This window comes from Kribbella sp. NPDC051137 (genome assembly GCF_040682535.1).
Lineage (GTDB): Bacteria > Actinomycetota > Actinomycetes > Propionibacteriales > Kribbellaceae > Kribbella > Kribbella karoonensis.
This window is the reverse complement of record NZ_JBFBBI010000001.1, coordinates 1,036,693-1,059,129: the sequence shown is the minus strand read 5'-3', so window position 1 is coordinate 1,059,129 and position 22,437 is coordinate 1,036,693. Positions and strand designations below refer to the sequence as shown.

Sequence of the window (22,437 nt, the reverse complement as noted above, 5' to 3'; positions counted from 1 at the left end):
CCAGCCGGAGTGGACCACTTCAGGCGCCGGTCGTGCCGTCCAGTTGCTCCCGCACGAGGTCGGCGTGCCCGCAGTGCCGCGCATACTCGCCGATCAGGTGGATGTAGATCATCCGCAGCGTCGACTCGGTCCCACCGAAGGTGAACCGGTCGTCGAGCGAACGCCCGGCAGCGGCCTCGTCGGACAGCTTCCACTCCGCGATCAGCCCGTCGTACGCCGCCTGCGCCTCGGCCGGGTCGATCCGCTCGAAGTCCGCGTCCTTGCCGAGCTCGGGCGCGAACAGCGGCTCGGCCGGCTCGTCGGCGAAGTGGATCCGGAACCAGATCCGCTCGACCTTGGTCAGGTGCCGGATCAGGCCGAGCAGCGAGAGGTTCGACGGCGGCGACGGCCGCTCGGCCAGCTGCTCCGCGGTCAGCCCGGCGCACTTGAGCAGCAGCGTGCTGCGGTAGAAATCCAGATAGCCTCGCAGCAGTTCGCGTTCCGGTGCCGTCAGCGAGCCGTCCGGCCGCTCGACCGCAGGGGCAGTCCAGGTCATCGTCATCCTCACGTCGTCCCACGATGCGTTCGGCCATCTCATCACATGAGATACGCACTGGCGGTGCCCGTATCCCGTTCGTTACCGTTCTCGGCAGGTCATGAGTGCCAGCGACAAGCCCCGGCTCGCTGGCCGGCAACCCTCCTCCGCGGTGGGGTGCCCCGGGTGAAGACCAGGCCGTGCGGATACCCCGTTCGGCAAGCGCGGACTTCCTGGGAGCAGATCCATGTCGATCCTGTCCATTCTCGAGCCGGCCAGCAGCACCGCCCCGCGGCCGGCCGGCCGGCGCCAGCTCGCCGCCGGCAACATCCCCGCGACCGTCGGCTCGGACCTGCTGGTCCCACTGGCCGACGGCCGGGTCACCGACTACGCGAACTTCGACCACGGCGCGAGCGCACCGTGCCTGGAGTCGGTACGGGCCAGCGTCGAGGCGGCGCTGCCGTCGTACGCGTCGGTGCATCGCGGCAACGGGTACGCCTCCCGGATCACGACGCAGTGGTACGAGCGGGCCCGCGCGGAGGTGCACGCCTTCGTCGGCGCACGCCCCACGGACCAGGTGATCTTCACCCGGCAGACCACGGACGCGCTCAATCTGCTCGCGAACGCCGTACCGCAGGACGCGACCGTGATCGTGTTCGAGTCCGAGCACCACGCCGCGCTGCTGCCCTGGCCGGCCGAGCGGACCGTCCGGCTCAAGGCGCCCGCCAGCCGGACCGAGGCCGTGACGAACGTCGCCGACGCGCTCCGTGAGGCCCCCGAGGGCCCGCGGCTGGTCGTGATCACCGGCGCCTCCAACGTGACCGGTGAGATCTTCCCGATCGCCGAGATCGCGAAGGTGGCGAAGGCCCACGGCGCCCGGGTCTGCCTGGACGCCGCGCAGCTCGCCCCGCACCGTCCGGTCGACATCGCCACCCTGGACGTCGACTGGGTCGCTGTGTCCGGCCACAAGCTCTACGCCCCGTACGGCGCCGGCGCACTGATCGGCCGCTCCGACTGGCTCGACGCCGCGGACCCGTACCTGTACGGCGGCGGCGCGACCCACGCCGTCACCGGCGACACCGTCGTCTGGTCGACCGGCCCCGCGCGGCACGAGGGCGGCTCCCCGAACGTCATCGGCGCCATCGCGCTGGCCAGCGCCTGCGCCGCGATCACCAAGCACCGCGACGCGATCGAGCAGCACGAACGCAGCCTGCTGGCCCGGCTGCGCACCGGGCTCGCCCAGCTCGAGGGCGTCACGACATACTCGATCTTCGGCGAGGACGCGGACCGGGTCGGCACCGTGTGCTTCACGATCGACAGCCTGACCTCGACGCTGGTGTCCGCGGCGTTGAGTGCGGAGTACGGCATCGGCGTCCGGGACGGGAAGTTCTGCGCCCACCCGCTGGTCGGTCACCTGCTCGCGAACTCCCCCGAGCACGGTACGGCGGTCCGCGCCAGCCTCGGCCTCGGGACCACCCGCGAGCACGTGGACCGGCTCGTCGACGCCGTACGCACGCTGGCCACCACCGGTCCACGCACGGAGTACACGGAGAGCGCGCACGGCTGTCAGCCGGCCGACGATCCCCGCGACCTCCACGCACCGCGGATCTGGTGAGGCATTCCTCCTACTGCTCAGGAGGTACGAGACCTACATGGTGAGCAGCGAACGCCAGTAGGTCCGCCCACTCCGACGCGACCATCGCGGCAGGTTTACCGAAGCCATGGCCGGTGTTGACCTCCACCCGGGTCAAGACCGGCTGCGGACCGGACTGGGCATGCTGCAGCGCAGCGATGAACTTGTGACTGTGCAGCGGCACCACACGGTCGTCGTGATCGCCCGTCACCACAAGGGTCGCCGGGTACGCCGTTCCGTCGCTGACTCGATGCAACGGCGAGTAGGCCAGCAGGTCCTCGAACTGCTCCGGGTCACTCGGCAGACCGTAGTCGGAAGCCCACGCGGCTCCCACGGTGAACAGGTGGAACCGCAGCATGTCCAGCACGCCCACACCGGGCAGTGCGACCGCGAACAGGTCCGGCCGCTGGGTCATGACCGCTCCGACCAGCAGACCGCCGTTGCTGCGACCGTGTATCGCCAACTGCGCTGGTGTGGTCACACCGGTGTCCCGCAGGTCCTCTGCGACCGCGATGAAGTCGTCGAAGACGTTCTGCTTGTTCTTGAGCCGTCCGGCGTCGTGCCACTCGCTCCCGTACTCGCCGCCACCGCGCAGGTTCGCGATGACCAGCACTCCGCCGGCAGCCAGCCACGCCGGCCAGCCCGGGCGGTAGTCGGCCTGGATCGGGATGCGGAACCCGCCGTACCCCCACATGAGGGTCGGGCGCGGCTTCTCGAACCCCAGGTCGGAGCGGGTGATCAAGAAGTACGGCACGGGCCCGTTGCGACGGGTCACGGTGACCTGAGGAGGCGTGAAGCCGTCAGTCCCACGCACCAGCTCAGGCAGCGCGCGTACGTCGCCTGAACCGGTGGACACGACGTACGACAACGTCGGGTCGGTCGTCGTGGACAGGCCGATGAAGAGCTCGTCGTACTTCGGTCCGGCGTTGAAGCCGACCACTCCCCCACCAGGTACGTCGACGACGCGCGCGCCGGAGCCGTCCACCGCGTAGAGCGTCAGCACCGACTGGGCGTCGACCAGCGTCAACGTGGCGAGGCCGTCCGCGGTGGCGCGCACTGCCTGCAGCGTGGAGTCGCTCTCCGGGATGAGGTCGGTGAACGTGCCGGCCAGGTCGGACAGCACCACGCGACCGCGGGGCGCGTCACGGTCGGTCCGCAGCACCAGCTGGTCGCCCGACATCCGCACGAAGGCGATCTCGTCGGCGAACTCGTCCACGACCTTCACCGGCTCGCCCAGCCCGTCGCCGGTGATCGGGTACACCCACAGCCGCGTGCTGGGGTCCGTACCCTCGGTGATGTGGACGACGAGGTACCGGTCGTCGTCGGACACCTCGGGCATCAGGAAGTACCGGTCGTTGCCCGGGAAGCTCAGCACCAGCTCGTCGTCCGACTGCGCCGTACCGACACGGTGCAGCATCAGCCGCCCACCGGACAACGAGGTGGTCTCCGTACCCTCGCTCCGCCCACTGGTCGGGTAGTGCAGGTACAGGTACGCCGAACTGTCCGGGAGCCAGGTGGCCTCGCTGAACTTGGCCTCCGAGACCAGGTCGTCCACCTGCGCGCCGGTGGCGATGTCGAGCAGCCGGAACGTCGTCCAGTCGCTGCCGCTCTCGTTGATGCCGTAGGCGAAGTACTTGCCGTCAGGGCTGACGGTGAACGTCCCGAGCGAGTCTGTGCCGTCCGCGGACAACGTGTTCGGGTCGATGAGCACGCGTCCGCCGGACAGCAGCTCGTCGAGCGACTCGGCCACGTAGATCACGTCTTGGGCCTGCGTGCCGTCGTTGCGGCCCACGAAGTACCAGCCGGACTTCTTCGCCGGTACGCCGGCCCGCGGGCGGGCGAGGATCGCGGCCATCGTGCGTTGGAACCACGCCCGCTCGGGATAGCTCGACAGCTCGGCCTGCGTGTACTCGTTCTGCCGGGTGACCCAGTCCTGGGTCTCAGGTGCGTCGGGGTCTTCCAGCCAACGGTAAGGGTCGGCGATCTCGTGCCCGTGCAACGCTTCGACCACGTCGTCGCGGCGGCTCTCCGGGTAGCTCATCCTCACAACCTACGTCAGGCCGGAGTGATGTCCTTGCTCCAGAGCACCTTGCCGAACAGGTTCCGCAGCGACACCGAGAAGACGCCGGTGCGCGGGTCGATCCGGGTGTGTCCGAAGAACTGGTTCCCGCTGGCCGGCGACTGGCCCGGGAAGTCGGCCGCCTTGACGAAGACCGCCTCCGGGCCGAACGTCGGGTCCAGCTGGTTGGGACCGAACGCGCCCGCGTTGATCGGACCGGCCACGATCTCCCAGAACGGGTCGAAGTCGGTGAACGCCGCCCGCGCCGGGTCGTAGTGGTGCGCGGCCGCGTAGTGCACGTCCACGGTCAGCCAGATCGCGTTCCGCACCTTGCGCTTCTTGAACTGGCTGAGCACCCACGCGATCTCGTGCTCGCGGCCGCCCGGCGCACCCGGCAGACCGTTCGCGACCGCCTCGATCAGGTCGCCGTCCGGCACCAGCAGTCCGAGCGGCATGTCGCTGGCGATCACCTTCCAGGTCGCCCGCGACGCCGCCACCTCGCGGACCAGCCAGGCAGCCTGCTCGGCGCCGAGCATCGCCACCGGCCCGGCCGTCGACGGCACCGGGTTCGCGCCCCGGTAGGTGCGCATGTCCAGGCAGAACACGTCGAGCAGCGGGCCGTAGCTCACCTTCCGGTAGATCCGGTCCCGGCCCGCGACGTGTTCCATCGGCAGGTATTCCAGGAACGCCTTCTTCGCGCGCGCCGCCAGGACGTCGACGCGCCGTTCGACGTACCGCGCGTCGTCGAGGATCTCATCGGGGTACCAGTTGTTCAGCGTCTCGTGGTCGTCCCACTGCGCGACCAGCGGTACGTCGGCGTACAAGTCGCGCACGTTGCCGTCGAGCAGGTTGTACTTGTACCGGCCGCGGTATTCGGCCAGCGTCTCGGCGACCTTCGAGACCTCCTCGGTCACCACGTTCTTCCACACGGTGCCGTCGGCAACCTTCAGCTCGGCCTGGATCGGGCCGTCCGCGTAGATGTTGTCGCCGGAATGCAGGAAGAAGTCCGGCCGGGTGTCGTGCATCGCCTTGTACGCCGCCATCCCGCCGAGCTCGGGGTTGATGCCGTAGCCCTGACCCGCGGTGTCGCCGGTGAACACGAACGACACCTCACGGTTGCGGCCCGGAGTGTGGAACGAGCCGTCGAGCGTCTCGCCGATCCGGCCGTACGCGTCCTCGAACCCGATCCGGTAGTCGTAACGCTGCCCCGGCCGCAGGCCGCGCAACGGCAGCCGTGCCGTGAAGTCGTCGTTGGCGTCGGTCTTCGGCCCGCGCAGGCTGATCGCCCGGTCGAAGCGGCCGTGGCTGGTCAGCTGGACGACGAGCCGGCCGGGACGGTCGGTCCGCGACCAGACGACCGCCGAGTTCGGCGTGACGTCGGCGCTCGCGATCCCGGAGGGCAGCGCAGCGCGGTCACGGCGGACAACATTGGGGGCGGCAGACGCCACCCCCGGGACGGCGAGGGACGCACCGGCGGCGGTGGTGGCGGCGAGGAGTTGGCGGCGGCTCAGTTTCATGACCCGAAGGTGCGCTTCAGGAGTGACCGCCAGGTGACAGCCTGGCTAACTCGACGGCAAATCGCCCAGGAGGACGGTCCCGCTTGGAGCACGATGCCATGATGAGCGCGTGCCTGCTCAGCAGTACGTCAGCCTCTACACCGACCTCCTCCAGACCGTTCGCGACCTCGGTCTGCTGCGGCGGCGGCAGGGCTACTACGTCACCAAGCTGAGCATTGTGCTCGGCACGTTGCTCGTCATCGTCGCGGGCATGGTGCTGCTCGGGAACTCCTGGCATCAGCTCTGGCTCGCCGGCGCGCTCGCACTCGTGCTGGTGCAGGTCGCGTTCCTCAGCCACGACAGCGCCCACCGGCAGATCTTCCACTCCAACGCCTGGAACGACTGGGCGGCGCGGATCCTGGCCGGCGGTGTCCTCGGCATGAGCGTCAGCTGGTGGCGCACCAAGCACAACAAGCATCACGCCGCACCCAACCAGGCCGACCGCGATCCCGACGTCCAGCTCAAGGCGGTCGCGTTCACGCCGCAGGCCGTGGTCGACCGCGGCCCGATCGGCCGCTGGTTCGCCGCCCGGCAGGGCTGGCTGTTCTTCCCGCTCCTCACGCTCGAGGGCGTCGGCCTGCACGCGTCCAGCCTGCGGCATCTGCTCCGCCGGGACGCGTCCCGCACCGACCGCGTCGACGCCGCGATCGTCCTGGCCAGGATCACGACGTACGTCGTCGCGCTCTACCTGCTGCTCCCGATCGGGAAGGCGAGCGCGTTCCTCGGCCTGCAACTGGCGGTCTTCGGCGTGTGCCTCGGGGCCGCGTTCGCCCCGAACCACAAAGGCATGCCGATCGTCCCGGCCGGAACCAAGCTGGACTTCCTCCGCCGCCAGGTGCTGATGTCACGCAACATCCGCGGCGGCATCTTCACCGACCTCGCGATGGGCGGCCTCAACTACCAGATCGAGCACCACCTGTTCCCGAGCATGCCGCGGCCGTCGCTGCGGCACGTCCAGCCGATCGTCCGGGAGTACTGCGAGCTGCACGGCATCGCGTACACCGAGGTCGGCCTGTTCACGTCGTACGGGATCGTCGTCAGCTACCTGAACGACGTCGGCCTGCACGCCCGCGACCCGTTCGACTGCCCGCTGGCGGCCGAGCTGCGATCGGCCCGTGGGCCGAATCTCGCCTGAACCGCGCTGATCTACGCTAACCGTCATGTGGTGGGGTCTGGCGGGTGCGTTGGCGGCGGCGGTTGCGTACGGTCTGGCGTCGATCCTGCAGGCCTCGGCCGCCGGCAGTTCGCGAGACGCCAGCGCGGCCAACGTGGTCGCCAAGCCGCGGTTCGTCCTCGGGATGAGCCTCGACGCCGTCGGCTTCGGCGTACAGGTCGCGGCGCTGCAGGTGCTGCCGCTGTTCGTCGTTCAGTCGGCGCTGGCCGCCAGCCTGGCGGTCACCGCCGTGGCGGCACGAGTCCTCGGCGTACGGCTCGGCCGGCGTGAGTGGCTCGCGGTCGGCGGCGTCTGCGCCGGACTCGCGCTGCTGGGTGTGTCGGCCGGCAGCGAGGGTACGCCGGACGTCGGGCCCGGCTTCCGGATCGCCCTGGGCATCGCCGTCGTAGTGCTCGCGCTGGCCTGGGTGCTGATCCGGTTGGCGCCCCGCCGGCTGCACGGTCCCGCTCTCGGTCTGGTCGCCGGTCTTGGCTTCGGCGTCGTCGCAATCTCGGCCCGGATCATCCCCAGCCTGGCGCCGGCACACCTGATCACCGAGCCTGCCGCTTACACGGCGGTCGCAGGCGGTGCACTCGCGATGCTCTGCTACGCGTCGGCGTTGCAGCGCGGCGGCGTCACGACGGCGACCGCGATGCTGGTCGTCGGCGAGACCGTCTTTCCTGCCCTCGTCGGGCTCCTGCTGCTGGGCGATCGCGCCCGCCACGGTTACGCCGTCGTGGCCGCTTGCGGGTTCGTTCTCGCCGTCGCCGCGGCGCTGATGCTGGCCCGGTTCGGTGAGCCCGGACACGCGGTCAGCGCGCCGGCGGGATCTCCCCGGAGCCGCGAATCGTCAGCTTGACCGGCACCCGGACCGTCCGCCCGGGGCGGTGCGGCTCGGGCAGCCGCTCGGTCATCAGCTGGATCGCGGTCCGGGCCATCACATCAGCCGACTGCGCGACCGCGGTCAGCCCGGGGCTGAGCAGGTCGCCGAGCTGCAGGTCGTCGAACGACACCAGCGCGACCCGGTCCCGCCGGCCCGCGAGACTCCGCAGTACCTCGGTGGTCGTCATGTTGTTCGCCGACAGCAACGCCGTCGCGGGGTCGGCCCGGTCCAGGACCGCGGACAGCGTGATGCCGATACCCTCGGTGGTCGGCTCGGACAGGTGCACCAGGTCCTCGTCGACGTCGATCCGGTGCCGGGCCATCGCCGCCCGGTACGCGACCACCCGCTCGCGGGCGGTGAAGATCCGCTCGTCGTCGCCGAGGTACGCGATCCGCCGGTGCCCCTGGCGGACCAGGTGGTCGATCGCCTGATCGATCCCGCCCGCGTTGTCGGCGAGTACGGCGTCCGCCTCGATCCCGTGCGCGGGACGGTCGATCGTGACGACCGCCATCCCGGCGTCCACGTGCGGGGCCAGGTACTCCTGGGTCTCGCCGATCGGCGCCATGATCAGCGCGTCGGGGCGGCGGGCAACGAACTCCAGGCAGACGTCCCGCTCGCGCTCCGGGTCCTCGTCGGTCAGCCCGATCATCACCACCGAGCCGGACGTGCGCGCCCACAGCTCGACCGCGCGGCCGAGCGAGGCGAAGAACGGGTCGCCGATGTCCCGGATCACCACCGCGATCGTGCCGGTCTTGCCGCGGCGCAGCATCCGGGCCGACTCGTTCGGGGTGTAGTTGAGCTCCTTGATCGCGGCCTGGACCTTGGCGGTCAGCTCCGGGCTGACGTTGGGCTCCTCGTTCACCACCCGGGACACGGTCTTCAACGCGACCCCGGCCCGGGCGGCGACCTCCTTCATCGTGGGCCGGCGCTGGCCCGTCCCGTTCACCCCGTTGCCACTCATCGCCGGCCCACCCTTCGTCTCGTCGCGCCGAGGGTACTAGAGCGTGTCGCCCGATGCCACGCCGTCGCGAGCAGGTGCTCGGCGGAGTGCCTCGCCGAGCGGGAGCGGAGGGGTCGATGTGGTTTCATCGTTCCCTTCGCTCCCGCTCGGCGAGGTGCCCGCCGAGTGCCGCGCAGTAGGCGTGGGATCGGGAGACATGCTCTAGCTTTCGACCACGACCGGAATGATCATCGGGCGGCGGCGGTGGGTGTCGCTGACCCACTTGCCGACCACCCGGCGGATCACCTGCTGCAGCTGGTACATGTCGTCGAGGCCGCTGCCGATGGCCTTCTCGATCTCGGCCTCGATCCGCGGCTTCAGGTCGTCGAACACGGTGTCGTCCTCGGCGAACCCGCGGGCCTGGATCTCCGGCCCGGCGGTCAGCTTGCCGGTCACCGAGTCCATCACCGCGATCACCGAGATGAAGCCCTCGTCACCGAGGATCCGGCGGTCCTTCAGCGAGGTCTCGGTGATGTCGCCGACGGTCGAGCCGTCCACGAACACGTACCCGCACTCGACCTTGCCGGCCACCACGGCCTTCTTGTCGACCAGGTCCACCACCACGCCGTCCTCGACCACGACCACGTTCTCCCGCGGTACGCCGGTCTGGATCGCGAGGTCCGCGTTCGCGTGCAGGTGCCGGACCTCGCCGTGCACCGGCATCACGTTGCGCGGCTTGACGATGTTGTAGCAGTACAGCAACTCGCCCGCGCTCGCGTGCCCGGACACGTGCACCAGCGCGTTGCCCTTGTGGATCACGTTCGCTCCGTGCCGGATCAGCCCGTTGATCACCCGGTACACCGAGTTCTCGTTGCCGGGGATCAGCGAGGACGCCAGTACGACGGTGTCGCCCGGCTGCAGGTGGACGACGTTGTGGTCGTTCGCGGCGATCCGGGACAGCGCCGACATCGGCTCGCCCTGCGAACCGGTCGAGACCAGCACCACCTGCTCCGGCGGGTAGTCGTCCAGCTCGCGCATGTCGATCAGTGTGTCGCCGGGCACGTTCAGGAAGCCGAGGTCGCGGGCGACGCCCATGTTCCGGACCATCGAGCGGCCGACGTACGCGACCTTGCGCTTGTGCTTCACCGCGGCGTCCATCACCTGCTGCACGCGGTGCACATGCGAGGCGAAGCAGGCGACGATGATGCGCTGGTTCTTCGCCTTGGTGAAGACCCGGTCCAGCACCGGCGCGATGTCGCGCTCGTGGGTGGTGAAGCCGGGCACCTCGGAGTTCGTGGAGTCGACCATGAACAGGTCGACGCCCTCCTCGCCGAGCCGCGCGAACGCGCGCAGGTCGGTGATCCGGTTGTCCAGCGGCAACTGGTCCATCTTGAAGTCGCCGGTGTGCAGCACGACGCCGGCCGGGGTCTTGATCGCGACCGCGAGCGCGTCCGGGATCGAGTGGTTCACCGCGACGAACTCGCAGACGAACGGCCCGATCTGGAGCTTCTCGCCCTCGACCACGGTCTGCTGCGGCACGTTGCGGTGCCGGTGCTCCTTCAGCTTGCCCTCGAGCAGCGCGAGCGTGAGCTGCGACCCGACGACCGGGATGTCGCCCCGCTCACGCAGCAGGTAGGGCAACCCGCCGATGTGGTCCTCGTGGCCGTGGGTGAGGATCACCGCGACCACGTCGTCGAGCCGGTCCCGGATCGGCTCGAAGTCCGGCAGGATCAGGTCCACGCCGGGCTGGTTCTCGTCCGGGAACAGTACGCCGCAGTCCACGATCAGGAGCTTGCCGTCGTACTCGAACACGGTCATATTCCGGCCGACCTCGCCGAGGCCGCCGAGCGGGGTGACCCGCAAAGCGCCCGGAGCGAGAGGTCCGGGCGCGTCGAGATCTGGATGGGGATGGCTCATGCAATCAGTCCTGCCGTCTTGAGGTCAGTGGTGAGCCCGTCCGTCTGCTCGGCCGTCGCCTCGACCAGCGGCGCGCGCAGCGTCGCGTGCTCGATGACACCGGCCAGCCGGAGCGCGGCCTTCACCATGATGGCGCCCTGGGTTCTGGTCATGATCGCCTCGACGGCGGGCACCAGCCGTCGGTCGATCCGTTGTGCAGTGGCGAGGTCGCCGGCCACCACGGCGTCGATCAACTGCCGGTACTCCCGGCTCGCGACATGGGCTACCACGCTCGCGATCCCGACCGCGCCGATCGCCAGCGAGGCGAGATTCAGCTCGTCGGCACCGCAGTAGTAGAACAGATCGGTGTTCGCCAGCACCTTGGTGGTCCCGGCCAGGTCGCCCTTGGCGTCCTTCACCGCGACGATCCGCGGGTGCGCGGCGAGCTCGATCAGCGTCTCGGTCTTGATCTCCACCCCGGAGCGGGCCGGGATGTCGTACAGCATGTTCGGCAGGCCGGTGGCGTCGGCGACCGCGGTGAAGTGCGCGTGCAGCCCGGCCTGCGGAGGCTTGTTGTAGTACGGCGTGACCACCAGCAGACCGTCGGCGCCCGCGGCTTCGGCCTGCTTGGCGCACTCGACGGTGTGGGCGGTGTCGTTGGTGCCGACGCCTGCGACGATCTTCGCCCGGTCCCCCACGGCCTCGCGGACCGCGCGGATGATCTGGACCTTCTCCTGGTCCGAGGTGGTCGGCGCCTCGCCGGTGGTCCCATTCAGCACCAGGGCGTCGTTGCCACCGTCGACGAGGTACGTCGCGACCTTCTGGGCGGCGGCCAGGTCGAGGGAGCCGTCGGGCCGGAACGGGGTGATCATCGCGGTCGTCAGGCGGCCGAACGGCAGCGCCTGCGAGGGCGTGGTTACTGGCGAGGACATGAGCCTCAGATTACCGCTCCCGACCCCTGAAGAAATGGGTAGGCCTGGTGGCTGTCCGCTCGGGGGTCCGGGCAGCCACCAGGCTCACTCGTCCTATCGGGGCCACCCCGGTAGGCGTTACAGCTTCTGGTGAAAAAGTCCGGAAAAACTTCTGCAAATACTCTATGTGAGCAACCGAACGCATTGCGTCGATATTCTGGTGGCATTCCGGACCGCTACGCTCTTCGGCGTGTCGACACCTGCTGCCGCTCCTGCCGCCCGGCAGAGCCTCACGATGGTCTGCGCCACGATGGCCGCCGCCATCCCGCTGATCACGATCGTCCTCTGGTTCGTCCTCGCCACGGACGGGATCGGCGACTTCCCCGCCACCTGGGCGCCGATCGCCGTACTCGCCGTCGCGGGCGCGTCGTACGCGCTCTGCGAGCTCGTGGGGTTCCGGACGCCGCCGCTGGAGTACTCCGACCGCTCCGCGGCCGACGTCGCGCGCGAGTCGTGGGGGCGCTTCACGGCCTCGACGTTCACCCGGTTCGCGCTGTGCGAGGCGGCGTTCCTGGTGGCGGTCGCGCTGGCGTTCGTCGTCCAGAGCTTCTGGGTGGTGCTGATCGGCGCGGTGGTCGCGCTGCCACTGTTCTTCCTGGAGGCGTGGCCCGGCGAGCGGAACCAGCGCCGGTTCGCGACGGCGCTGGAGTCGCGGGGTATCCCGTCGTACCTGGTCGGTAGCCGGCTTCAGGACTGACCGGCGATCCAGACCGACGTCGCGTCGAAGAGGTGCTGCACGACCTGGATGCCGCCGGGGAGAAGCAGTACGCCGCCGACGGTGAGGGCCGGGACGATCACGGCATGCTCGAACCAGTGGCCGGTACTGAAGCGGAGCGGCTTCGGCAGGCGGATCTCGTACCAGGTCTCGCCGCGGATCGGGAGCGGCCACAGCCACGGGCAGCCGGAGCGGGTCAGGCTGTCGCCGAGGCAGTGCACGAACATGCCGATCGCCACCGCGGCGCCGATCCAGCCGCCGATCTGGGTCAGACCCGCTTGGAGCGCCTCCGCTGCAGCGGTGCCTGGTAGTGCCGTGCCGGGACCGGTCGTGCTGACGACCGACCAGCCGGCGGCGCCCAGCACAGCGAGGACGATCCAGTCGCCCAGCGCGTCGGCCGCGAGCACCAGTCCGGTGACCGCCACCGCCAGTACAGCCCACTTGCCCCGGTCGCCGAGGCTCGCGGCGAGGAAGCCGAGCAGTACGGCGGCGACCAACGTGTGCGTGGCGTGCCGGTGCTTCCCGGTGCTCTCCTCGTCACGCGGGCCCTTGGTGAGGTTGTACAGAACGCCCGAGAACGCTCGTACGGCGCCGGACACCAGCCGCGTGACAGGCCCCAGAAGCCGGGACGCACTCGCGCCCGGGTGATCCAGGTCGGGCAGCAACGCATAGCCAGCCGTGGCCGCCGCGAACGGCACGACCTCCGCCACCGAGGTCAGCCCGACCAGTGGCGCTACCGCCAACCCGGCACACCACCCCGACAAGGCATGCGACCGCCCCATCATCCCGCGCCTCACTCCCCTCACAGTCCCACCCATCCTCCCCCACCAGCCCCACCATCCCCACCAGCCACGCGGACATACCCCGCCTCGCTCCGCTCGGCGGGGGTGAGGGAGAGCACACCCCACCCGACCAACCCCCTCTCTCCCTCGCCCCAACCCACCTGCGCACCTCCCCTCACCACCCGGCCGCCGCACCCCTCAACACATCAGCTCTTTGCATAATCATTCAGGGTGATGCATACTCTTCCTGTGTCCAAGGTACTTACTTCTTTGCCGGTCGGTGAGCGGGTCGGGATTGCCTTCTCGGGTGGTCTCGACACCTCGGTTGCGGTTGCGTGGATGCGGGACAAGGGAGCCGTCCCGTGCACGTACACGGCGGATATCGGGCAGTACGACGAGCCCGACATCGCCTCGGTGCCCGAGCGAGCGACGGCGTACGGCGCGGAGATCACCCGGCTGGTGGACTGCCGCGCGGCGCTCGTCGAGGAAGGGCTCGCGGCGCTCGCGTGCGGCGCGTTCCACATCCGCTCCGGCGGCCGGACGTACTTCAACACCACCCCGATCGGCCGGGCGGTGACCGGCACCCTGCTGGTCAAGGCGATGCTCGGCGACGACGTACAGATCTGGGGCGACGGGTCGACGTTCAAGGGCAACGACATCGAGCGGTTCTACCGCTACGGCCTGCTCGCGAACCCGCAACTGCGGATCTACAAGCCGTGGCTGGACGCGCAGTTCGTGCACGAGCTCGGCGGCCGGAAGGAGATGTCCGAGTGGCTGGTCGCGCACGGCCTGCCGTACCGGGACTCCACCGAGAAGGCGTACTCCACCGACGCGAACATCTGGGGCGCCACCCACGAGGCGAAGACCCTCGAGCACCTCGACACCGGGGTGGAGACCGTCGACCCGATCATGGGCGTGGCGCACTGGGATCCCTCGGTGGTGATCGACACCGAGGACGTCACGATCGGCTTCGAGCAGGGCCGGCCGGTGACGATCAACGGCAAGGAGTTCGGTACCGCGGTCGACCTCGTCCTGGAGGCCAACGCGATCGGCGGCCGGCACGGGCTCGGCATGTCCGACCAGATCGAGAACCGGGTCATCGAGGCGAAGTCGCGGGGTATCTACGAGGCGCCGGGCATGGCGCTGCTGCACGCCGCGTACGAGCGGCTGGTGAACGCGATCCACAACGAGGACACGCTCGCGAGCTACCACACCGAGGGCCGCAAGCTCGGCCGGCTGATGTACGAAGGTCGTTGGCTCGACCCACAGTCGCTGATGCTCCGGGAGTCGCTGCAGCGGTGGGTCGGTACGGCGGTCACCGGCACCGTCACGCTCCGGCTGCGGCGCGGTGAGGACTACTCGATCCTCGACACGACGGGTCCGGCGCTCAGCTACCACCCGGACAAGCTGTCGATGGAGCGGATCGAGGACTCGGCGTTCGGCCCGGTCGACCGGATCGGCCAGCTGACGATGCGGAACCTGGACATCGCGGACTCCCGCTCGAAGCTCGAGCAGTACGCCGGTCTCGGCATGTTCGGCTCGTCCAACGCGGCGCTCGCGTCGTCCACCGACCTGATCGGCGAGCTCCCGAAGGGCGGCGCCGAGGCCATCGCCTCCCGCGGCGAGGCCACCGAGGAGGACGAACTCCTCGACCGCGCCGCGATGGAGTCCGGCACCGACTGACCTCGCCGCCGAGTCGTGGCGTTCGGCTCGGGCCCCCTTCGTCGAGTCGTGGGACGTGGTCGCGTTTTGCGAACGCATTCCACGACTCGGCGGTCAGGCGTCGTAGTCGAGGGTGACGGCGGGGGTTGTGGGGTGGGATTGGCAGGTCAGGACGTAGCCTGCGCGGATTTCGTCGGGTTCGAGGGCCCAGTTGGTGTCCATGCGGACTTCGCCCTCCAGGACCTTGGCTCGGCAGGTGCCGCAGACGCCGCCCTTGCAGGCGAAGGGGGCGTCGGAGCGGACGGCGAGGGTTGCGTCGAGGACTGCCTTGGAATGTTGTCCGAGTGGGAAGGTCGAGCGGCGGCCGTCGAGGATGACGGTGACCTGGGCCGCGTCCTCGTCGGTGACCGTCTCTTCGACGGGCGCCTGGGGCGCTTCGTCGCCGACGTGGAAGAGTTCGGCGTGGACGTGTTCGCGGGCGACGCCCTCGGACAGCAACAGTTCCTGCGCGCCGACCACCATCGCGTACGGCCCGCACAGGAACCACTCGTCGACCGAGTCCAGCGGAAGGATCGTCGCAAACATCCGCTGCAGCCGGTCGGTGTCGATCCGTCCGCTGAACAGCTCCACCTCGGTCGTCTCGCGGGACAGCACGTGCACGAGGTGGAAACGCTCGGCGTACCGGTCCTTCAGGTCGGCCAGTTCGTCGGCGAACATCACCGAGCCGGCCGTGCGGTTGCCGTACAGCAGGGTGACTCGACTGGACGGTTCGACCGCGAGGATCGTCGCGACGAGCGAGAGTACGGGCGTGATGCCGCTGCCGGCCGCCACGAAGGCATAGTGCTTGGCGTTGGCGGCGCCCAGCTCCGTGCCGAACCGGCCGAGCGGCGTCATCACCTCGAGCTCGTCGCCGACCTTCAGGTCGCGAGCGGCGTACGCCGAGAACTCGCCGCCGGGGATCCGTTTGACGCCGATCTTCAGCACGCCCGAACCGGCGGGCGAGCAGATCGAGTAGCTGCGACGGACCTCTTCGCCGGTACGGCGGATCGTGAGGTGCTGGCCGGCGGTGAAGTCGTACTCGTCGGCCAGGTCCGGTGGTACGGCGAAGGTGATCGCGACCGCGTCGTCGGTGATCGGGTCGATCGCGGCGACCTTCAGGCTGTGGAAGGTGGCGCGGCGCCTCGGGGCGATGGTCGTCATGTCAGATCGCCTTGCTGTGTTTGTTGTTCAAAGGGATTTGAAGTGATCGAAGGGTTCTTTGCAGTCGTTACAGCGCCACAAGCTCTTGCAGGAGGTGGAGCCGAAGCGGCTCAGCTCTGTCGTGTTCGGGGAACCGCAGAGCGGGCAGCGAATGGTCAGCTGCAGGAGGATGGGGGTGTTGGCCCGGGACTGGTGGGAGGTTGGGGGTGGGGCGATGCCGTAGCTGGTGAGTTTGGCTTTGCCTGTGTCCGTCATCCAGTCCGTTGTCCAGGCGGGCGAGAGGACGGTTTCTACTCGGCCGGGGACGTTCAGGGACTGAAGGGTCAGTTCTACCTCGTGGCGGATCAGGTCCATGGCGGGGCAGCCTGAGTAGGTGGGGGTGATGGTCACCACGACCTCGTCGCCGTCGTGGCGTACGCCGCGAAGGACGCCGAGGTCGGCGATCGTGAGGACCGGGATCTCGGGGTCGGTGACCTCGCCGACTGCCTCCAGGATCGCGGCGTCGGTCACCATGTCGCACCCGGATGGGATCGGGCGATGTGCTGCATCTCCGCCAGCAGGTAGCCCATGTGTTCGGTATGGCGCCCGTCGCGGCCGCCGGTGTGCTGGTACGTCGACGAAGGCCGCTCACAGGTGGACTCGTCGATGATCCCGAGCACCCGATCGGTCCAGGAATCCCGCAAGCCGGCCGGGTCCACCGCGACCGGAAGCCGTCGGACGAGTGGATCCGACTCGAACAGTTCACCGGTGTACGGCCAGAGCGTATCCAGGGCAGCCTGCATCCGGCGGTGGCTCTCGGGAGTGCCGTCGCCCAGGCGGAGCACCCACTGGGTCGCGTGGTCCACGTGGTACGCGACCTCCTTCACTGCCTTCCCGGCCACACCCGCCAGCGTCTCGTCGGCGCACGTGCGCAGTTCGTCGTACAGCAACTGCTGGTACGACGCGAAGTACAGCAACCGTGCCATCGCGAACGCGAAGTCCCCGTTCGGCAGCTCGCACAGCAGCAGGTTCCGGAACTCGCGCTCGTCCCGGAAGTACGCCAACTCGTCCTCGGTCCGGCCGGCCAGCGACCCGGCGTACTGCAGCAGCGAGCGGGCCTGCCCCAGCTGGTCCAGCCCGATATTGCCGAGGGCAACGTCCTCCTCGAGCTGCGGCGCGGACGCGATCCACTCGCCGGTGCGCTGCGCCGCGATCAGCGCGTCGTCGCCGAGCCGGAGGGCGTACTCGTACAGGTCGTTCACAGGTGCTCGACACCTTCCGGGACCTGGTAGAACGTCGGGTGCCGGTACACCTTGTCGGCGGCCGGGTCGAAGAACTCGTCCTTCTCGTCGGGGCTGGACGCGGTGATGTCGGACGCGCGGACGACCCAGATCGACACGCCTTCCTGGCGCCGGGTGTACACGTCCCGCGCGTTCCGCAGCGCCATCGTCGCGTCGGCCGCGTGCAGGCTGCCGACATGCGTGTGCGACAGCCCGCGCCGCGAGCGCACGAACACCTCCCACAACGGCTCGACGCTCATGCCACTGCCTCCTCACGAGCAGCCCGCTTGGCTGCATAGGCAGCAGCCGCCTCACGCACCCAGGCACCGTCCTCGTGCGCCTTGACCCGCTTCGCCAGCCGCTGCTGGTTGCACGGACCGTTGCCCTTGACAACTTCGTACAGCTCCGCGTAGTCGGGCTCGGTGAACCGGTAGTGCCCGTCCTCGAACACCAGCCCGTCGTCAGGGACGCGGAGACCGAGGACGTCGGCCTGCGGCACGGTCATGTCCACGAACCGCTGCCGCAGCTCGTCGTTGCTGTGCCGCTTGATCCCCCACGCCATCGACTGCTCCGAGTGCGTGGACGCCGAGTCCGGCGGACCGAACATCATCAGTGACGGCCACCACCAGCGGTCCAGCGCGTCCTGCGCCATCGCCTTCTGCCCGGGCGTCCCGTTGCACAGCGTGTGCAGGATCTCGAACCCCTGCCGCTGGTGGAACGACTCCTCCTTGCAGACCCGCACCATCGCCCGCGCGTACGGCCCGTACGAGCAGCGGCAGAGCGGCACCTGGTTGACGATCGCGGCGCCGTCCACCAGCCAGCCGATCGCGCCGATGTCGGCCCAGGTCAGCGTCGGGTAGTTGAAGATGCTGGAGTACTTCTGCTTCCCGCTGTGCAGCAGGTCGAGGAGGTCCGCGCGGTCCACGCCGAGCGTTTCCGCCGCGGCGTACAGGTAGAGCCCGTGGCCGGCCTCGTCCTGCACCTTGGCCATCAGGATCGCCTTGCGGCGCAGCGACGGCGCGCGGCTGATCCAGTTGCCCTCCGGCTGCATGCCGATGATCTCGGAGTGCGCGTGCTGCGCGATCTGCCGGACCAGGGTCTTGCGGTACCCGTCGGGCATCGCGTCCCGCGGCTCGATCCGGCCGTCGGCGTCGATCGTCGCCTGGAAGCTGTCCATACCCCCAGCATATGTGACACTTTTTCCCAGAATCAACAACAAGTGTCACAAAGGTGGTGCTGAACCCACCGCGGAGAGTGGGCTTTCCGCACTGGGGAGCCCGGTCGCCCGGACCCAGGATGGAGGTATCCGTTCAAGGGCTTCACAGTTTCCCGGAGGACCCCCGTGACCACCACACTCAGCACCCCCGTCGACCATCCGTCGACCGACCACAGAGGCCCGGTCACCGGCCGCGAGCGGGCGCTCGCGCCGGACCTGATCCGCGGCGCGATGCTGCTGCTGATCGGCCTCGCGAACAGCGCGAACTTCGCGTTCGCCGGCCAGCCCGGCGTGGAGAGCACGCCGCACGGCTTCGAACGCATCCTGAACTTCCTCAAGCTGACCTTCGTCGACGCCCGGGCGTACCCGGTGTTCGCGGTGATGTTCGGCTACGGCCTGGTCCAGCTGGCCCGCCGGCAGCAGACGTCCGGCGCCACCCCGTCCGCCGTACGGCGGATCCTGGTCAAGCGGAACGCCTGGCTGATCGCCTTCGGCGTCGCGCACGCGACTTTGCTGTATTTCGGCGACTTCCTCGGCGCGTACGGCGTCGTCGGGATCGTCTGCGCACTGGTCCTGCTCAACCGCGGCGACAAGTTCCACCGGATCGTCCTCGCCCTCTGGGCCTTCATGGCCCTCGAGACCCTGTTCATCGCCGCCAAGGCCGTCGCGTCGATCGTCAGCAGCTCCGGGCCCGCCCACTCGCTGACCAACTCCCCCAACCCGTCACTGGCGGCCACGTCGTACTTCGGCAGCCTGGTCGACCGCCTGCACGAGTACCCGTTGCACATGGCCAGCGTGCTCCCCTTCATCATCATCGTCTGGCTCGGCATCTGGGCCGCCCGCAAGCAGCTCCTGGAGAACCCCGGCGCCCACAAGACCCTGCTGACCCGCGTGGCCGCCGTCTGTCTCGGCATCACGTTCGTCGGCGGTCTGCCGCTCGCGCTGATCGGGGCCGGCTGGATGCACGTCGACCAGGCCGCGGTGGACTCGGCAAGCCTGCTGTCGCACGTGTCCGGCATGTTCGGCGGGCCGGGGTACGTCGCCCTGTTCGGTCTGATCGTCGCGCGGATCCGCAAGCAGTCGCTGCCGGTACGGGCGATCTCCGCGCTCGGTCAGCGGTCGCTGTCGGGCTACCTGTTCCAGTCGGTGTCGTGGATGATCCTGCTGGCCCCGTTCACGCTGGACCTGCGGTTCGGGAGTACGGCGTACACCGCGGCGCTGGTCGCGATCGGCGTCTGGCTCGGCTCGGTCATCGGGGCGTACGCGATGAGCCGCCGGTCGTACCGCGGCCCGGCCGAGACCCTGCTGCGCCGGCTCGTGTACTGACTTGCGAGGATTGCGGTCATGAGTGACTTCGGCGTTCCGGAACCCGCCAACCTCTCGGACCTGTCCGGGGCTACGCCGATCGCCGAGACCAGTGTCCGGCTCGCGCTGCCCGCGGAGGCAGGAGAGATCGGCGAGATCCAGGTGGCGGCCTGGCGAGCGTCGTACGCCGGGCTCCTGCCGGCCGACGTCCTCGCCGATCTCAACCCCGCGCAGTTCGCGGCCCAGTGGCGAGCCGCGCTGCTCGCCCCGGGCGAGGCGCGGAACCGGGTCCTGGTCGCGCTGGCCGACCGGACCCTGGTCGGCTTCGCGGCCGTCACCCCGTCCGACGACCCGGACGCCGACCAGCAGCGCGACGCCCTGGTCGCCGAACTGGCGGTCAGCCCGGAGGCGACCCGCGCCGGCCACGGGTCCCGGCTGCTGAACGCGGTCGTCGACACCGCCCGCGCCGACGGCTTCAGCCGGGTGACCGCCTGGGTGAACTCGACCGACGACGTGCTCCGCGCCTTCTACACCGAGGCCGGCTGGGCACCGGACGGGGCGCACCGCGAGCTCGACCTGTACGGCGACGAGTCCGTGCGGATCAAGCAGATCCGGCTGCACACCGACCCCGGCACGGAGTAGCCCCGGCAGGCATGACAGATTGTCACGGACCGATTACGCGTGGCCATCTGTTGGAGTCTGCATGAAGCACCTCACCCTGGCCGTCGGCCTGGGCCTCTCCACTGTTGTTCTGTCCGCTGTTGCCGTTCTCGTCGTCCCGGGATCGGGGGCGACGGCGTCGATGCAAGCGGCAACCGTCGTCGACCGGCCGCATCCGGTGGCGTCGAAGTACCTGAAGCAGAGACCCGCGTGGACGAGATGCGGTGACGAGGAGTTCCGGACGTACTGCGCGAAGATCACGGTCCCGCGCGACTGGGCCAACCAGTACGCCGGTAGCGACCTGCAGATCGCCGTCAGCAAGGTCGCCCCGGCCAAGGGCCGGCCGAGCCGCGTGGTGTTCGGCAACCCGGGCGGGCCGGGCGGTGCCGGGCTCGGCATGGCGCCGTACCTCGCGAGCCGGCCGGCGCTTGCCAAGGACCACCTCGCGGTCGGGTTCGACCCGCGCGGCACCGGCGGCAGTTCGAACGTCAGCTGCGAGGGCGCTCCCGACTACACGATGGACGCGCGGGACCGCGATCCCGGGACCCGCAGGCTGATCACCGAGGCGTCCGAACTCGCGCAGCCGTACTGCGACAGCCAGTCCCGGGGCCTGATGCCCTACATCACCACCGCGCAGACCGTGCAGGACATGGACCTGATCCGGCAACTGCTCGGCTTCGACACGATGGACTACGTCGGGTACTCCGGCGGCACCTGGCTCGGTGCGTACTACCAGACGTACTTCCCCCAGCACGTCGGCCGCTTCGTCCTCGACTCGAACACCGACTTCACCGGGACCTGGCTGGACACGTTCAGCGGGCAGCCGCAGGCGTTCGAGCGCCGGTTCCGCGAGGACTTCGCGCCCTGGGCGGCGAAGTACGACGCCGACCTGCACCTCGGCTCGTCACCCGGAGCGGTGATCCGGTTGTACGAACGGTTACGACGCGCGCTGAAGGCGGCGCCCGCGACCGAGGAGTTCCTGGACGGCGCGGTCAAGATCACGTACGACGAGAACACCCTCGACCAGCTGGTCACCGGGGATTTGTACTCGAAGCTGGACTTCCATTCCCTGGCCACCGATCTGCGTTTTCTGACCGACCTTTCCGGGGCCCAGGCAAAAGGCGGTCCGCGGGCCGCGCAACGGCAGGTCGACGCGCTTCCGGCGGCCCGTCAGCAGCAACTCGTGCAGCGCGCGCACCGAGAACCGATCGGCCTCCGGATGCTCGGCGAGGTCGATTCCGAGGACGCCACCTTCGCCGCGATCACCTGCAACGACACGCCCTGGCCGCAAGGGCCGGAGTACGGCGAACAGCTGGCCGCCCGCCTCGGCCCGCACTACCCGCTGGTCGGCTGGACGATGACCGAGAACCCGTGCTTCTACTGGAAGCGCCCGCACCTGACGATGCCGACACCGACCGGCAAAGGCTTGCCCACAACGCTGATGGTGCAGTCGACACACGACCCGGCGACGAACTACGGGCTCGCCGTCGCGGCGCACGAGCGGTACGCCGGATCGCGTCTGCTGACCGTCACCGGCGAGGGCGACCACGGCGTGTACGGCGGCGTGAACAGGTGCGCGGACCGGATCGTCGACACGTTCCTCACCACCGGCGTCGCGCCCTCCTCAGACGTCAACTGCCGGGGCGAGGGGATCCCGGCGCCCGGACCCGAGGTACCCGGTGCGGATGCCGCCGACGGTGCTCCTTTACAAAAGATCGCCGGATTCACGAAAGCCGTTTCCGGATATCTTCGGTAGCGCGCGTTCGACATTCTGCGGAATGCGCGACCGGTCGATCACGGTCGGCGAATTCCGCGGACTGATTTCGTTGTCAGGACATAGTTGTCAGGGTGATGTCAGGGTTCCGTCCCTGTGCGACGGAGCGTGATCGCGGCAACCTGGAGTCAGCGCGGAGGATCGGGCGTCGACTGGGAGGGCTCGACGACGGCCTACGCCGGACGTGGCTTCGGCCGGCTGTGCGGGTGGGGGGACTGCCGAGGACCCGGAAGGGCCCGGACAGAACACAGCCGGCCGG

The 22,437-nt window shown here is 69.4% G+C and carries 20 protein-coding genes and 1 riboswitch; of the genes, 8 read left to right on the top strand and 12 right to left on the bottom strand.

Annotation, left to right across the window (positions count from 1 at the left end):
* Positions 1-19: 19 nt before the first annotated feature.
* Positions 20-535, bottom strand: a complete 516-nt coding sequence (locus AB0M51_RS05020; protein ID WP_344200792.1) for a DinB family protein — start codon at positions 533-535, stop codon at positions 20-22.
* Positions 536-631: 96 nt separating this feature from the next.
* Positions 632-745: riboswitch (SAM riboswitch) on the top strand.
* 16 nt (positions 746-761) lie between these two features.
* On the opposite strand from AB0M51_RS05020, the gene AB0M51_RS05015 reads away from it, so the two are divergent.
* Entirely contained in the window at positions 762-2,129 is a 1,368-nt protein-coding gene (locus AB0M51_RS05015) for an aminotransferase class V-fold PLP-dependent enzyme (protein ID WP_344200794.1), read from the top strand.
* A 10-nt stretch (positions 2,130-2,139) separates the two neighbouring features.
* Here AB0M51_RS05015 and AB0M51_RS05010 read toward each other — a convergent pair whose 3' ends face one another.
* Entirely contained in the window at positions 2,140-4,188 is a 2,049-nt protein-coding gene (locus AB0M51_RS05010) for a prolyl oligopeptidase family serine peptidase (protein WP_344200797.1), read from the bottom strand.
* A gap of 14 nt (positions 4,189-4,202) precedes the next feature.
* On the bottom strand, positions 4,203-5,723 hold the full coding sequence (locus tag AB0M51_RS05005; RefSeq protein ID WP_344200800.1) for an alkaline phosphatase D family protein: 1,521 nt from the start codon (positions 5,721-5,723) through the stop codon (positions 4,203-4,205).
* Between the two features lie 109 nt (positions 5,724-5,832).
* Between AB0M51_RS05005 and AB0M51_RS05000 the strand changes: the two genes are divergently transcribed.
* Positions 5,833-6,897 carry an acyl-CoA desaturase gene (locus tag AB0M51_RS05000; RefSeq protein WP_344200802.1) on the top strand — a complete coding sequence of 355 codons (1,065 nt, stop codon included), beginning with the start codon at positions 5,833-5,835 and terminating at the stop codon, positions 6,895-6,897.
* A 25-nt stretch (positions 6,898-6,922) separates the two neighbouring features.
* Complete coding sequence (locus AB0M51_RS04995) at positions 6,923-7,774, top strand: hypothetical protein (protein ID WP_344200805.1); 852 nt, start codon at positions 6,923-6,925, stop codon at positions 7,772-7,774.
* Here the strand turns inward: AB0M51_RS04995 and AB0M51_RS04990 are convergent.
* The 3 genes from AB0M51_RS04990 to dapA all read right to left on the bottom strand — a co-directional run bounded on the left by AB0M51_RS04990 (position 7,728) and on the right by dapA (position 11,566).
* A complete protein-coding gene (locus tag AB0M51_RS04990) occupies positions 7,728-8,759 on the bottom strand; it encodes a LacI family DNA-binding transcriptional regulator (protein WP_344200808.1) in 1,032 nt (343 codons plus the stop codon). The genes AB0M51_RS04995 and AB0M51_RS04990 overlap by 47 nt on opposite strands.
* A 201-nt stretch (positions 8,760-8,960) precedes the next feature.
* Positions 8,961-10,655: a ribonuclease J gene (locus AB0M51_RS04985; RefSeq protein WP_344200810.1), complete on the bottom strand. Its 1,695-nt coding sequence runs from the start codon at positions 10,653-10,655 to the stop codon at positions 8,961-8,963.
* Positions 10,652-11,566: a 4-hydroxy-tetrahydrodipicolinate synthase gene (dapA, locus tag AB0M51_RS04980; protein ID WP_344200813.1), complete on the bottom strand. Its 915-nt coding sequence runs from the start codon at positions 11,564-11,566 to the stop codon at positions 10,652-10,654. The genes AB0M51_RS04985 and dapA overlap by 4 nt, the downstream gene beginning before the upstream one ends.
* A 229-nt stretch (positions 11,567-11,795) precedes the next feature.
* Here dapA and AB0M51_RS04975 point away from each other — a divergent pair, with 229 nt between their 5' ends.
* On the top strand, positions 11,796-12,302 hold the full coding sequence (locus AB0M51_RS04975) for a hypothetical protein (protein ID WP_344200815.1): 507 nt from the start codon (positions 11,796-11,798) through the stop codon (positions 12,300-12,302).
* Here AB0M51_RS04975 and AB0M51_RS04970 read toward each other — a convergent pair.
* Positions 12,293-13,102, bottom strand: a complete 810-nt coding sequence (locus tag AB0M51_RS04970) for a metal-dependent hydrolase (RefSeq protein WP_363748500.1) — start codon at positions 13,100-13,102, stop codon at positions 12,293-12,295. The genes AB0M51_RS04975 and AB0M51_RS04970 overlap by 10 nt on opposite strands.
* Positions 13,103-13,351: 249 nt before the next feature.
* On the opposite strand from AB0M51_RS04970, the gene argG reads away from it, so the two are divergent.
* Positions 13,352-14,785 carry an argininosuccinate synthase gene (gene argG / locus AB0M51_RS04965; protein WP_344200820.1) on the top strand — a complete coding sequence of 478 codons (1,434 nt, stop codon included), beginning with the start codon at positions 13,352-13,354 and terminating at the stop codon, positions 14,783-14,785.
* 93 nt (positions 14,786-14,878) lie between these two features.
* Here argG and paaE read toward each other — a convergent pair whose 3' ends face one another.
* From paaE to paaA, 5 genes are read right to left on the bottom strand one after another with little or no spacing between them, the layout of a single operon-like run.
* Positions 14,879-15,964: a 1,2-phenylacetyl-CoA epoxidase subunit PaaE gene (gene paaE, locus AB0M51_RS04960; protein ID WP_344200823.1), complete on the bottom strand. Its 1,086-nt coding sequence runs from the start codon at positions 15,962-15,964 to the stop codon at positions 14,879-14,881.
* Positions 15,965-15,991: 27 nt separating this feature from the next.
* The gene (gene paaD, locus AB0M51_RS04955; protein ID WP_344200826.1) at positions 15,992-16,477 is read right to left on the bottom strand and encodes a 1,2-phenylacetyl-CoA epoxidase subunit PaaD; all 486 of its coding nucleotides are present in this window, start codon (positions 16,475-16,477) and stop codon (positions 15,992-15,994) included.
* Positions 16,471-17,205, bottom strand: coding sequence for a 1,2-phenylacetyl-CoA epoxidase subunit PaaC (gene paaC, locus AB0M51_RS04950; RefSeq protein ID WP_344200828.1), 735 nt, complete (start codon positions 17,203-17,205; stop codon positions 16,471-16,473). The genes paaD and paaC overlap by 7 nt, the downstream gene beginning before the upstream one ends.
* Positions 17,202-17,483: a 1,2-phenylacetyl-CoA epoxidase subunit PaaB gene (gene paaB / locus AB0M51_RS04945; protein WP_344200831.1), complete on the bottom strand. Its 282-nt coding sequence runs from the start codon at positions 17,481-17,483 to the stop codon at positions 17,202-17,204. The genes paaC and paaB overlap by 4 nt, the downstream gene beginning before the upstream one ends.
* A complete protein-coding gene (gene paaA / locus AB0M51_RS04940; protein WP_344200833.1) occupies positions 17,480-18,400 on the bottom strand; it encodes a 1,2-phenylacetyl-CoA epoxidase subunit PaaA in 921 nt (306 codons plus the stop codon). The genes paaB and paaA overlap by 4 nt, the downstream gene beginning before the upstream one ends.
* A gap of 165 nt (positions 18,401-18,565) precedes the next feature.
* Here paaA and AB0M51_RS04935 point away from each other — a divergent pair, with 165 nt between their 5' ends.
* The 3 genes from AB0M51_RS04935 (at position 18,566) to AB0M51_RS04925 (ending at position 22,160) form a co-directional block, all read left to right on the top strand.
* Positions 18,566-19,765 carry a DUF418 domain-containing protein gene (locus tag AB0M51_RS04935; protein ID WP_344200836.1) on the top strand — a complete coding sequence of 400 codons (1,200 nt, stop codon included), beginning with the start codon at positions 18,566-18,568 and terminating at the stop codon, positions 19,763-19,765.
* Between the two features lie 18 nt (positions 19,766-19,783).
* On the top strand, positions 19,784-20,386 hold the full coding sequence (locus AB0M51_RS04930) for a GNAT family N-acetyltransferase (RefSeq protein WP_344200839.1): 603 nt from the start codon (positions 19,784-19,786) through the stop codon (positions 20,384-20,386).
* Between the two features lie 61 nt (positions 20,387-20,447).
* Positions 20,448-22,160 (top strand): alpha/beta hydrolase, encoded by a 1,713-nt coding sequence (locus tag AB0M51_RS04925; RefSeq protein WP_363748075.1) that lies wholly within the window; start codon positions 20,448-20,450, stop codon positions 22,158-22,160.
* The last annotated feature ends 277 nt before the right edge of the window (positions 22,161-22,437 follow it).